Source organism: Haladaptatus halobius (assembly GCF_020618475.1).
Taxonomy (GTDB): Archaea; Halobacteriota; Halobacteria; order Halobacteriales; family Haladaptataceae; genus Haladaptatus; species Haladaptatus halobius.
Genome location: NZ_CP085336.1, coordinates 438,320 through 450,940, shown reverse-complemented (window position 1 = coordinate 450,940; position 12,621 = coordinate 438,320). Strand labels below are relative to the sequence as shown.

The 12,621-nt window shown below is 56.8% G+C and carries 12 protein-coding genes and 1 pseudogene; 9 read left to right on the top strand and 4 right to left on the bottom strand.

The window, feature by feature from the left end:
• Positions 1–16: 16 nt before the first annotated feature.
• Positions 17–277, top strand: a complete 261-nt coding sequence (locus LIW51_RS39260; protein WP_368411825.1) for a helix-turn-helix domain-containing protein — start codon at positions 17–19, stop codon at positions 275–277.
• A complete protein-coding gene (locus tag LIW51_RS19065) occupies positions 277–1,866 on the top strand; it encodes a transposase (protein ID WP_227378029.1) in 1,590 nt (529 codons plus the stop codon). The genes LIW51_RS39260 and LIW51_RS19065 overlap by 1 nt, the downstream gene beginning before the upstream one ends.
• Positions 1,867–2,157: 291 nt before the next feature.
• On the opposite strand, the gene LIW51_RS19060 is transcribed toward LIW51_RS19065, so the two are convergent.
• A complete protein-coding gene (locus tag LIW51_RS19060; protein WP_227378028.1) occupies positions 2,158–2,712 on the bottom strand; it encodes a winged helix-turn-helix domain-containing protein in 555 nt (184 codons plus the stop codon).
• A 130-nt stretch (positions 2,713–2,842) separates the two neighbouring features.
• Between LIW51_RS19060 and LIW51_RS19055 the strand changes: the two genes are divergently transcribed.
• From LIW51_RS19055 to LIW51_RS19045, 3 genes are all read left to right on the top strand, one after another.
• Positions 2,843–3,079: a heavy-metal-associated domain-containing protein gene (locus tag LIW51_RS19055; protein ID WP_227378027.1), complete on the top strand. Its 237-nt coding sequence runs from the start codon at positions 2,843–2,845 to the stop codon at positions 3,077–3,079.
• The gene (locus tag LIW51_RS19050; RefSeq protein WP_227378026.1) at positions 3,076–5,325 is read left to right on the top strand and encodes a heavy metal translocating P-type ATPase; all 2,250 of its coding nucleotides are present in this window, start codon (positions 3,076–3,078) and stop codon (positions 5,323–5,325) included. Before LIW51_RS19055 ends, LIW51_RS19050 begins: the two co-directional genes overlap by 4 nt.
• Before the next feature lie 747 nt (positions 5,326–6,072).
• Entirely contained in the window at positions 6,073–6,249 is a 177-nt protein-coding gene (locus LIW51_RS19045; protein ID WP_227378279.1) for a DUF2249 domain-containing protein, read from the top strand.
• A gap of 103 nt (positions 6,250–6,352) precedes the next feature.
• On the opposite strand, the gene LIW51_RS19040 is transcribed toward LIW51_RS19045, so the two are convergent.
• The 3 genes and pseudogenes from LIW51_RS19040 to LIW51_RS19030 all read right to left on the bottom strand — a co-directional run bounded on the left by LIW51_RS19040 (position 6,353) and on the right by LIW51_RS19030 (position 8,475).
• Complete coding sequence (locus tag LIW51_RS19040; RefSeq protein WP_227378025.1) at positions 6,353–6,880, bottom strand: DUF488 domain-containing protein; 528 nt, start codon at positions 6,878–6,880, stop codon at positions 6,353–6,355.
• Positions 6,881–6,994: 114 nt separating this feature from the next.
• Positions 6,995–7,183 carry a Rieske 2Fe-2S domain-containing protein gene (locus LIW51_RS39980; RefSeq protein ID WP_255767553.1) on the bottom strand — a complete coding sequence of 63 codons (189 nt, stop codon included), beginning with the start codon at positions 7,181–7,183 and terminating at the stop codon, positions 6,995–6,997.
• Positions 7,184–7,287: 104 nt separating this feature from the next.
• Positions 7,288–8,475, bottom strand: a pseudogene (locus LIW51_RS19030) (NAD(P)/FAD-dependent oxidoreductase).
• A gap of 631 nt (positions 8,476–9,106) precedes the next feature.
• On the opposite strand from LIW51_RS19030, the gene LIW51_RS19025 reads away from it, so the two are divergent.
• From LIW51_RS19025 to LIW51_RS19010, 4 genes are all read left to right on the top strand, one after another.
• The gene (locus LIW51_RS19025) at positions 9,107–9,772 is read left to right on the top strand and encodes a class I SAM-dependent methyltransferase (RefSeq protein ID WP_227378024.1); all 666 of its coding nucleotides are present in this window, start codon (positions 9,107–9,109) and stop codon (positions 9,770–9,772) included.
• A gap of 13 nt (positions 9,773–9,785) precedes the next feature.
• A complete protein-coding gene (locus LIW51_RS19020; RefSeq protein ID WP_227378023.1) occupies positions 9,786–10,646 on the top strand; it encodes a hypothetical protein in 861 nt (286 codons plus the stop codon).
• 101 nt (positions 10,647–10,747) lie between these two features.
• Complete coding sequence (locus LIW51_RS19015; RefSeq protein WP_227378022.1) at positions 10,748–11,527, top strand: GTP cyclohydrolase III; 780 nt, start codon at positions 10,748–10,750, stop codon at positions 11,525–11,527.
• Positions 11,528–11,530: 3 nt separating this feature from the next.
• Positions 11,531–12,547, top strand: coding sequence for a zinc-dependent alcohol dehydrogenase (locus LIW51_RS19010; protein ID WP_227378021.1), 1,017 nt, complete (start codon positions 11,531–11,533; stop codon positions 12,545–12,547).
• Positions 12,548–12,621 lie beyond the last annotated feature (74 nt).

Sequence of the window (12,621 nt, the reverse complement as noted above, 5' to 3'; positions counted from 1 at the left end):
GGGTCTCCTTGACTGTATGCTTGGACTGAACAGCCTCGATAGAGGTGTACTTAGACTGTTAGCAGGAGACCCTGAGCCGCTTCCCGTAGATCAGATTGCGAAGTTCAGTGATCGGGAGCGGACGACCGCATTCCGTTCAGTCAGATGGCTCCAAGAAGCTGAGTTGCTTGCAAGAACAGGGAAACTGTCCCAAGGAGGATATCACCACATCGAGTCGCTGACCCAGACGAAATCACGGATAAACTCGACTGAATGTTCAATCAGTAGAACAAACTGATGACACAACGTGGCCGCCGATTGACCGACGCATTCGTCGCTGCCCTTGAACTCCGCAAATGCCTCCGTGGAGGCACAGACTTCTGTACTGCATTCTCCGATCTCAGATTTCAAATCGAGACGCTTGAGGACGGTTACCCAAAGTGGCATCCTGCATCGTACTCGTTTCACGGGATGCACAAACTCTTCGTTTATCTAGAAGTTACTGGAGACAGCTATCGTTCTCTCACACGGCATCCGGAACTCGCAGACGTATTCGGTCTCAGCCGAATTCCTGATGAGTCGGTTCTTTCGCGGGCATGGCGCAACCGCTTTGACGACGATGTCCGTGGGTACTTCACCGCCAGCGCACACTGCTTAGTCAAAGAAATATACAACGAGGATCTTTCTGTCCCTGAGGTTCGACCACTGGAGGAAGTAAAGCAGTCGTCCGAAGAGACTTTTGAGGTGTCTGAGAATGTTACTGAGTTCTCTGACGAAAAAATCTATCGAACGACCCGCCTCGCTCGTGAACACGGCTTCAGCCCGTTTAATTCTGGGAGAGCCCAGAACGCGATATACGAGGATACACGATTATTCGAGCTTCAGACGTTCATCGGAATGGTCGGTTGTGGCACCCCGCAAGGTGCAGCTCGATTCAAAATCTGTCGGGGAAAGGAATACGGTCCTCATGGAGACACGCACCTCCGCACAGTCAAACAGTTTGATCCCGAAAACCTGATCGAAGGATTTCAACAGGCGACGGAACGCTTGCTTTCGGTGATCCAGTCGGAGTCCTCGTTTCGCCGTCCAGTTACCGTAGCGATTGACATCACGACCATTCGCTACTTCGGTAACGTAGAGGGAATGCCGATGGTGAGCGGTACGAAAGACGGTGAAGGAAGAGCGTTTAAATTCGCTACGCTTTCAATTGTCGGATGGAATATCCCGTTGATTCTCGCTGTCGAACCAATCCGTGAGAGTTCTTCATGGGACCAGAACCCGCCGAACCAGATTCATCGTGTAGTCCGACGACTCGTTCGACGCGCTCAGGAGCACGTGTCAATTGAGATGGTACTCTGCGACCGTGATTTTGACTCGAAAGTAGTGTATCAGACGCTCTCGAACCTCGATGTGAACTATCTCATCCCGAAACGAATCCACACTGCCGAACGTGAGGCTATCGAGATGATGAATGAAGACGGGCAAGAGGTTGCCGTTGAATCAGCCACTGTTCACACCGATCATGGTTCGCACGCGATGCAGTTACTGTCCGTCCTCTCGACGAAGGGAGAGGGCACAGCGGTCTTTGCGACGAACCTCTCAGTTGATTCAGTAAAGGCGGCGACATTTTGCCGCCGATACAGCCGTCGCTGGCAGATCGAGAACGAGTACAAGTCGATGAAAAATGACTTCTTAGCGAAGACATCCTCCAAGGATTACCGAGTACGGCTGTTCTATTTCGTGTTCGCGGTATTGCTCCACAACATCTGGCGGCTCACTGATTTCCTGCTGAAAGCAAGCGTAGATAGTGAGATGGACTACGCGCCGGTCTTCACAGCTGGTGAGTGTGTCGAGTTGGTTTGCTCAGCACTGATCTCGCCGGATTAGCTCTCTACACCAACTCGGGTCGCTTTTCGTGAGTGGCGACACTCTACGAGACGACGAATTTAGAGTCATTTTCACGTACTCAATGAGATCTAACCAATAGGAGCAGTTGAGACTTCACCGTTGTAGGCCAATTGAATCACAATTAGCCCGGAGAACACGCGAAAACAGCCCATCCTCCGAAACTGTGGTGCTCATTGTCGAAGCACAGAAGTTGAGACTGACGCTCTCAATGCATAGACTTATCTACCACAACCTTGGGAGATGAACATCATGTACCGTTGAGCGCGATAGTCACACCTTCGGATCCAGTACCGTATCGAGGTCGCCGTCTTCACTTAACTGGGTGAGAGCGCGGTTTATCAATTCTCGCAGGATGAACTCTTCGTAGTGCTGGGTGTTGCAGTACTCGCAGGGCTTCATCTCAGTTGCGGCGGCTACAATCTCATCTTCATGTTCGCTATACAGATCCTCAATCAGTGGAGCCAGTGCCTCTCGGGTCGCTAGTTCTGCATCGCTCAATGTCTCTTCCGCGCTTTCAGAGAGGTCATAGGAGAACACGCGGGTATTCGATTTGTAGAACTTGGTCGTTCCGCCGCCAGCGTCTTCGAGCCGTGAGAGTTCGACCATTCCTGCGTCCTTGAGGACGTTCACGTGATGGCGGATAGTTGTCTCTGCTTTCTCTTCGCCGCGTCGCGCGAGTTCCTCGGTGATATTCTCGATAGTCATTTCTTCATCCGCGAGCATATCAAGAATCTTTGCACGAGCGGTGTTTTCGAGTGCCTTCGCTTTGTCTGGATCGGTCGTAATGACGGTCTGGATAGGTACGTCAGTTTGAAGCAGACTCATGAAAAGTACATACACCCTCTATCTGTATAACAATATCGGGATAAGATTCGCTCCTCAATGATGATATTGCCCCTGCTACAATATTTCTCGTAATGGTTAAGTCGTTCCTTCTATTATGGATGACTGAACAATGACGACGAACACGCTGAACTACACCGTCACCGGCGACCAGGAAATTCACTGCGAAGGGTGTGAACAACGAATCAGCCGAGCACTCGAACGCTTGGATGGCGTCGAAACAGTAGAAGCCAGCGCTCAGACCCAACGCATTGCCGTCGAAACCCACCCCGCTCAGATCGATCATGAGCAACTCCGAGAGAGGTTTGACCTCCTCGGGTACGAAGTCACCCAGAAAGAGACAGCATGAGCACTACCATCCAGCAAACTGGGATGCATTCGGGCGAGCGGATCGAACAACTCCAACTCACGGTTGGCGGGATGCACTGTTCGTTATGTACCGAGTCGATTACCAACGGACTGGAGCGCGTGAATGGGGTCGAAGATGCCGATGTCAGTCTCGCCCACGAGGAAGCACTCGTCCAGTATGACCCTGCTCAAGTGGATGAATCCGAGATTTGGCGCATCCTCCAAGACCTCGGCTATGAACCACGTGAGGCTGACTACGAAGAGCGGTTCGAAAAAGAACAAGAAGACCTCGCTGCTGCGCGCCGGAAAGCAGGTATCGCAGGCGGACTCCTCATCGGCGTGTCAGCACTCATGGCCGGCAACTTTTTTCTTCCTGAATTTACCTCCATTCCAGTCTACGCGTACGCCATCGGCGCACTAGCGCTTGGGACATTCTTCGGCCCGGCGCGGGCGATCATCTTTCGCAATGGCTGGCAGTCGTTGCGCCGGGGCATCCTCAACCAAGACTTACTCGTGTCCGTGGCGGCTACCGGCGGTCTCGTCGGTGGGTTCATCGGTCTCGTCAATCCAGCGTTCCCCGCAGATGGGTTCTTTGGCGCGACGGTGTTCGTGCTCGCGTTCCATCTCATCGGTGGGTACGCCGCAGTAAAAGTCCATGTCGAGGCCTCGCAGTCGGTCCGCCAACTGTTGGATCTCGAACCCCCGACCGCTCACAAGATCGCTGAGGGTGGGACTGAAACTGATGTCCTACGCGAGGAACTCACCGTCGGTGACCGCGTGCGTGTGCGTCCCGGCGAGCGTATCCCGGTTGATGGCACGGTCATCAGCGGCACCTCGGCGGTTGATGGGAGTCTCGTCACCGGCGAATCCACTCCCCAAGAAAAACTTGAAGGCGATGAGGTGGTTGGCGGGTCGATCAACCAAGAAGGAAGTCTGACTGTCGAGGTGACACAGACTGGAGAGGACACGTTCCTGCGCACTGTCGCACAGCAGGTGGCCGAAGCGCGGGCGTTGAAACCCGGTATCTTGCGGCTGGTCGATCGAATCCTCGTCTACTTCGTTCCCATTGTGTTTTCGGCCGCAGCACTGGGCTTTCTTCTCTGGAGTGCTGGAGCGTGGCTCTGGACTGGAGAGCCGAACTTCGTGCGGGCGGGGTTCGCTGCGCTGAGCGTGTTAATCATGGGCTATCCATGCGCGTTGGGCATGTCAACCCCGCTTGCCATCGTCCGAGGCAGCAGCGAGGCTGCCGAGAAGGGCATCCTGATGCGCTCGGGCGAGGCATTCCACGTCTTCAAGGATATTGATACGATGTTGCTCGACAAGACGGGCACGCTTACCCACGGCGAGCCTAAAGTGGATGAGGTTATCTCCCTCATTGGAGCGTCCACAGACGAGATCCTCCGGCTCGCAGCTGCGGCGGAGAATCCCTCAGAGCATCCACTCGCCAGAGCGATTGTCACCGCAGCAGAAGAGAACGACGTGACGATCCCAGAAGTAAGTGATTTCGACGTGACGCCCGGCAAGGGAGTTGCGGCCATAGTCGAAGATCAGACTGTGACAGTCGGCAGCCCGCGATTCGTCGAAGGAGAAGGGGCAGATTTGTCGCAGATGCGTGGGCAAATTAAGGATCTCCAACAGACCGGCAGCACTGTCGTGGTTGTGGCCGTGGACGGCTCCCTTGCTGGCCTCGTCGCGCTTGCTGATCCGCTCAAAGACGATGCTGCAGAGATGGTTGACCGCCTCAAAGCAGCCGATATCGAGCCGGTCATGCTCACCGGCGATAACGAACAGACAGCCCGGACGGTTGCCGAACAGGTCGGCATCGAAGACTACCGCGCGGAGGTGTTACCCGACGATAAATCCCAGGTAGAGCGGGAGTTTCAAGAACAAGATCGGCAGGTAGCGATGGTGGGCGACGGGATCAACGACGCGCCGGCGTTGATGCAGGCGGATGTCGGCATCGCTATCGAGGCTGGCACCGATATCGCCATTGAAGCTGCAGATATCGTGTTGACTGGCTCACAGCTCACCACACTCCTCGAAGCGCGAGGGCTTGCCCAACGGAGCTACCGTCTGACCCTCACCAACGTCGGGATAGCCTTGGTCTTCAACGGTGCAGGCGTCATAGCGGCGGTTTCAGGGCTGCTCCAGCCTGTCTGGGCGATGGTTGCAATGGGCTTGAGTGTGAGCCTCGTGCTGGCGAACTCGTTTGCCGGCCAGTTGTCACCGACAACAGAAAGTGCATAATACTCCCGCACTTGCACTGCTCGATTGAGGGGAAACCGATAGACAGCGCTGAAGTAACTCGTTCAAATCCTACTCCGTTGCTGCACTATTATCACCGGATGAATAACGGTGACTCGCTGAAGTGGTCGTCTTCGGCGGTATGAGCTGATTCCGTATCGAAGCATCATTTTATCATTGATCCAACTATCCCACTTCCTCGCGATGGATTAATCTCAATCTAGCGGTACCTCGATGGAGAGAAACACTCCTTTTGGCCATGGCAAATCATAGCACGGTTTTGAAATGAGAGACCCGTTCTTCGCCCACACAATTCACCGTTCTAATACCGCTTACTCTGCCTGTTCTCAGGGGATACTCGAATCTTCCTTAGACGGCTTGACCTATGTCTGCCCCGGACGGAGGAAGCAGATTTAATGTCATATTGACAAATAGAACGATGTCAAGCATTAAGCGCGATAGTCACAATTTCGGTGGTACTAGAATACGATCCACAAGTTGAGATCGGCGCTCTCAATGCATGGATGACTATAGAATTAGATTTGTAAATTATTATTGATTTCTGAAGAGGTCTCTATTCCCAGCTATCAAGCGTATTTACGAGGTGATGGTGGTTCCATTTTCTGTGATTATCTGCCCGCCTTTGATCACGTAGCGAGGCGCTCGGTTTTCGATGATCGCCCACTGCGGTGAAACGGCATCATGGACGACAAGATCCGCAGGTGAGCGCCTGCTGAGCGCCATCCGAAGATCCACGACGCGTTTGCTGAATTGGAAAGTGGCGAGGCGTTGACGCTGATCAACGACCACGAGCCAAAGCCACTGTTCTACGAGATGCAGGCCGAAGTCAAGGAGTTCGACGACGAGCGGTACGAAGTTGAACAACGCGGTGTAAACGAGTTCGTCGCAAATCTACCTAAGAAATAGAGACGGCGAAGTGTAGCGAGTTATTCGATGTGTGATCGCATGACGACTTCGATATCCTTGATTTCGTTAGTGTGCTCCTCCTGTCCGGAGATGTCCGACTGCGCTACAATTCGTCAGCCGGGTAGGTAACCCTCCCGTTGGACACCTCTGCGAATCGAGTCAACTCGTGTTCGTCAGCGCGGTCGGCGTCGTAGATATTGATGACCTCATAGCCGCGAGCGAGCAGCCAGTCTGCGATGATCCGGCGGTGACAGCGCCAGTAGACGGCTTCGGCACAGACGATAACCGGCACATCTGTCTCCGCGAACGTGCATAGCTCGTCGAGCGCCGTCTGGAACTCGTCGGTGAGCGCGTAGTCGGCATAGGCCTGGAACGAGTTGTTCTCCCACTCGTTGTTCGGTGAGTCCGCCCGTGGGTCTGAACGCCGACCCCCAAGTGCCTCGAGATGGCGATACTCGATTCCGTGCTCGTCGAGAGCCGCAGCCAGCGCGTCAGCACCGAACTGTGGATTGCGACGCGAGCCGGGAAATCGGCGGACATCGACCACGAGGGTGATGTCATAGCTGCGGAGTGCCGAGATGAACTCCTCAATCGAACGCGAGGAATGGCCGAAGGTATACACAGGAGCCATACGGACGATAGGGAATCGAACTGGGTAGGTGCTCTGGTGGGAAAACGGTGAATTTCGAGCAAGTATGTCAAATGGGATGACTTCAGCAGGGCCTATTATGTGAAGTTTTGTATCTCATTCTAACTGTTGAGTCGAAAGTGCACTGTTTGCCGGGCCGTCGAGCACCTCGCCGTCGCAGTCGAAACGAGAGCCGTGACACGGACAATCCCACGACTGTTCACCATCGTTCCAGTCGACAAGACAGCCTATGTGCGTACAAACCGCGGAAACCGGGTGGACGGTTCCGTCCTCATCGCGATAGATGGCTGTCGGCCCTGAATTCCAGGCAAGTATTGTGGCCTCATCCTCGGCGATCGATTAGACAGCTTCCGTCTGGGGCCGTTTTGCGTAGTCCTCCAGGTAGTGTTTCACGTCGTGCTCGTTATGCTGGCGGAAGCGATCGCCCGATGCATCCTCGTTGAATCGTTCGGATGGTACACGTCATGCCACGGGTTCTCTCGGTCAAGTATCAAATCGGTGAGCACCATCCCGGCAGCGATGCCGTTGGTCATCCCCCAACCGCCGAAGCCTGTTGCGACGTACACGTTCTCGCTCTGTGGGCCAAGACGGCCGATAAACGAGATTCGGTCGACCGAGACGATATCCTGAGTCGACCAGCGGTACTCGATGGACTCAACGTCGAGGCGGTCGTGTGCTTCCTGTTCGAGCTTCCGGTATCGGTCAATCGTACTGCCGTTGTGGCCGGTCCGGTGATTCTGGCCACCGACAAGCGCCATTGACTCCTCCCCAGCGGGGTGGGGTCGAACCGAGAAGTACGGTTCCTCTGGACGGTAATACATTCCTTCTGGAATATCGCCTTGAAGGCGCACTGCGAGTACATACGACCGCTTTGGTTACAGACGCTCGTAGTAGCGTGCACGGTCGAACACGGGGAAGTTTGTGGCGACGACGACGGCGTCCGCGGTGATCGTCCCATTCTCAGTCGAAACCGTACAGGGTTGCCCGTCCTCGACACTTGTGGCGGTCGTGTTCTCGAAAATGTAGCAGTCATCGCCGGGGATATCTTGAGCAAGGGCGAGGAGATACTTTCGGGGGTGGAAGTGTGCTTGGTCGTCGAACCGGACTGCCGCTTCCACGTCAAACGGCAGGTCGATGGATTCCGTCACCGATGCAGGAAGGCCGAGCCGCGTTGCGGCGTCTTCTTCGTCCTCGATTTGCTGCCGCCCGTCGGTTGACTCAGTGTACGTGTACGCGGACACTCGCTCGAAGTCACAGTCGATGTCTCGATCCTCGACCGTCGACTCGACGTCGTCAATCGCGGCCTCGTTGGCCTCGGCATACTGCTGTGCGTGTTCCTCGCCAAAGTGCTCAATGATGTGAGCGTAGATGAGACCATGAAGAGACGTGAGTTTCGCTGTCGTGTGGCCGGTGACGCCTGCGAGGATCCGGTCGCGCTCGATGACAGCCACGGATTGACCGGCCACCGTGAGTTTCGCTGCTGTCGCGATGCCAGCGATACCGCCGCCGATCACGGCGACGTCGACTGTGACACCGTTCTCGAGTGTCTCGTAGGACGTTCCCTGCGTCGTCTCCATCCAAATCGACGCTTCCTCTCCGTGTAGCGATCGGTCTCCGCCGTTAGTGATAGAACTCATGGTCACTTCCCCGCCAACCGAGCACGGTTGGTACCCTAGACCACAGGCGCCCTAGACCACATAGCGCATGGTTCATAAACCTAGCTCGTATCTTCCGTACGTGGTACGTATAACAGTCGAAATATATCAGATGTCATTTGATTCGGTGAAGAAAAGAGTCAAGCTCGGAATGACGATTGATGAAGAAATTCCGGTTAAGTCGATAGCCTCCATGCAGTCCGCTACATCGACGAGTGACCACGGGAGCACGCCGAATGGGTTTCTCCGAACTGCTGCACGGTATGTCCTCCGATTCGTGGGATACTCGATAATTCATATGCAATGGCCTGAGCCCTCATCTCGACACTATCCCCGAGATCGGTCGAATATACGGTCGGCTGTAGGTACGTGAAGAGAGCCTCACGGTATTGTACGTTCCACTGGCCGATACACCGCCTTCTGTACAATCCCCGATCAAAGACTCACAGACGGAGATGTATTCCTGAGAGATCGGCTTAGTCTATGGGGACCGGAAGATATCCTGTGGAGCCAGCCGCAGGCGAACCCCTAACTCGCTGCATGCCGTTAGCAGATGCGAGAGGGAATTCAACAAATGCTAGAATGCCTCCAATCACTCCTCACATCGCCAGGCGCGAACAACAGAAACGGTGGTGCAGTCGATCAACGTGAGGATTCTGACGTAAACCGCCTGACGGACGCGGAGACGCAGGCGGAGTTTGGTCACGAGTTATACATCGATAGCACGAACCTCGCCGACGCGCTCGCGGACTGTTCGCCGACGCGTTCACTGGAGGTTGGATGCGGATACGGTCGGCTCACGCCGTGGATCGCCGATCACGGTGACGAGCATTACGCGATCGATCTCGCGTGGTCGCTGCTTTCGGCCGCCCGCAGAGAGTACCCGGACGTACAGTTTCAGTGCGCCCAGGCGGAGGCACTACCGTTTCCCAATAATGCGTTCGATCTCGCCGTGACCTGGGGAGTGCTCAATCACGTGCCGTCGGACTCGATCCGCATCGCGACTCGGGAGATTGACCGAGTGGTGGCCTCCGACGGCACGCTCGTGATATCCGAAGCGACCGCCGGAACACCGGATCCGCGCTGGGAATACCGATCGATCGAGGAGTGGTGTGACCTCTTCGCGACCCGACAACTCGTTTGGCACACGCACACCGAGCGGGACAAAGAGCCGTTTCGGGATCCTGAGCGCGAGCACGTCGTCATGAAATTCAGGTAATATGATCCCAAAGATGAACGAGGAACCTCTAACCTATCGCGTATGGAAAACAGTCCTCCGGGGTCTCACGAGAACGTGGGCCGGTGGGGACCAACACGAGCGGCTGAACCGGATCGACTGGGACGTCCTCCTCATGTTCGACGCTTGCCGGCGAGACACACTCCAGCAGGCGACCGACTGGCCGATCAACGCCTGTACGTCGCCGGCCACCACGACGGATGAGTGGCTGGCGGCGGCCGCCAACTCTCGGATCCTTGAGGGGGCGACGGTCGCCTCAGCGAACTCTATCTACGCCGAGCACGACCTGGGGCTTCGCGAACTCCACCGGCTGTGGGAAACCGAGTGGGTCGATCGGCTCGGGAACGTCCCGCCGGAACCAGTGTTGGCGCGCATCGACGAGTTTGTCGCCAACGATCACACCCCTGCAGTCGGGCACATCGGTCCGCCGCACGCACCGTACATCGCCCGCGTCGGCGGCGAGTGGTTACCGATCTTTCCAGAGATAACCGAGTGGCAATGGGATCCAAGCCGCGAGGAGTTCGACCAATTGTCCCAGCAGGCGGCTATGGCGACCGGCGTGGTTGACCTTGATCGAGCGGTTTATGGCTACCAGGCGTCCGTCCGGAGCGTATGGGAGGTATCGAAGGAGTACGTCGCGCGGTGGGCTCGCCGAGGGCTGACGGTGGTCGTCACAGCCGACCACGGCGAGACGTTCGGCCGAATGCGTGACTTCTGGCTCGTCGAACACCCGTCCCGATGCTACGTCCCCCCACTCACCCGCGTCCCATTCGCGGTGTTCGCGGACGGCGAACGACGGGGAACAGCCCCGGAAACTGCAGAGGAGACACTTAAATCGCTGGGATACACTGAGTAATCTACAGAAACCCCTCGCGAACGCGATCAGGCCCGCTCTCGTCCGGTAGGCCCCAACGACGATAGGCCCTGGCGTAGTCTTCTATCGTATCTCAAGAGACAATGACGAACACACAACTGACACTCATTCAAATCGACAACTACGGTCCGTGGACGGTGAGCCCCAGCCCTCGGAGAGAAGCGGACCTCCAAACACTCCAGGCGGGGCTGTACGCCGACCTCTCACAGTTCGTGGGGAGCCGGGATGGATACGCGTTCTTCACCCGGTTCGACAACATAGGCGCGGTGACGAACGGGATGGAATTCGACGACCACGCACTCGTCCAAGAGTCGATCGGCAACCGATACCCCGTGACCGTGAGCCTCTCGGTCGCCACGGACAGTTCACCGGTTCATGCCCTCGGCGAGGCGACGGAGACCCTCCAGGAGGTGGGCAGCGCACAGGCCAGCGACCGTAGGGAGGTCCTGTACGGACGATCCCTCCCGGACGACACTCGGACAGACGACGACGTTCAGATCGCACATTTCGACATCGTTGGAGCCACCGAGCGGTACACGGACGAACTGAACGCCATCGATGCGCTTATCCGCGTCCAGCGATCGTATGTCGAACTCCTAGAACATATGCGGGAGACCAACGAAGCGCTGTCGTTTTTCATCGGTGGCGACAACTTCGTCGCCGTCTGTCCGTCGCTCGACCGAGGGCGCTACGCCGACGCAGTTCGACACGTCGAGACCACCACCGGGGTTGAATTGCAGGTCGGAATCGGCCGAGGCCCGACGGCACGAGACGCGGGAACGGCCGCGAAGCACGCCCTCGAAGAGTGTCGGCAGAACGACTCCCGGATCGAACGTTCCGCATCCATCCAGGCCGGGGATTGAGCGATGACGGCACGATCGTTGTCCTTCACGGGAGCAGGACACGTCGAAGTTCGCGAGAAACCGATTCCCGAACCGGCGGCCGACGAGGTACGCGTCCGAACCGAGGTCTCGGCGATCAGCCCCGGGACGGAGCTGCGTATCTACCGCGGAGAGGCACCGACGGAGATGGCCATCGACGAGACAATTGACGCACTCCCTGGGAGGTTTGAATTCCCGTTCACGTACGGATACGCCGCCGTCGGTCGGGTGACCGCGATCGGTTCGAATATCGCCGACGAGTGGATTGACACGGCCGTGTTCGCGTTTCACCCCCACGAGAGCCACTTTACTGTCTCGCCTGATGAACTCGTTTCCCTCCCCGAGGACTGTTCGATGGAGACGGCGGCGTTCCTGGCGAACGTCGAGTCTGCGGTGAACTTCCTAATGGACGGGCGACCCGTGGTCGGCGAATGCGTGGCAGTCTTCGGGCAGGGAGTCGTCGGACTGCTGACGACCGCGTTACTCTCCCAATACCCCCTCGAATCGCTCATCACCGTCGACCTCTACGAGCGTCGTCGCGAGCTATCCGAGCGGCTCGGTGCCGACAAGGCCCTCGATCCCGACGTGACCGACATCGTCGAACGGTTGCGGGACAATCATGAACTGGGTGGGACCGATCTTGCCTACGAGCTGACGGGCGATCCCGATGCGCTCAATCAGGCCATCGACGCAATGGCGTACGACAGCCGGCTTGTCATCGGTTCCTGGTACGGTTCCAATCGCGTTGCGCTCAATCTGGGTGGGCGCTTCCACCGGAACCGGGGACGGCTCGTAAGTAGCCAAGTCAGCACGATTTCTCCCCAGTTCTCCGGGCGCTGGTCGAAGGACCGCCGCCTCGATGTGGCGTGGGACCGGCTCGATGGGCTGGAGCCGACCGAGCTGATCACGCACCGCGTCCCGATTGAGCGGGCGTCAGAAGCGTACCGGATGCTCGACGAACGTCCACAAGAGGCGGTACAGGTACTGCTCACGTACGACTGATGGACACCGGTATCTCCGGGAGTCCCGACCCTCACGCCCGAGCAGGACCGTCTATTTGTAGCTGGGAGCCCAAG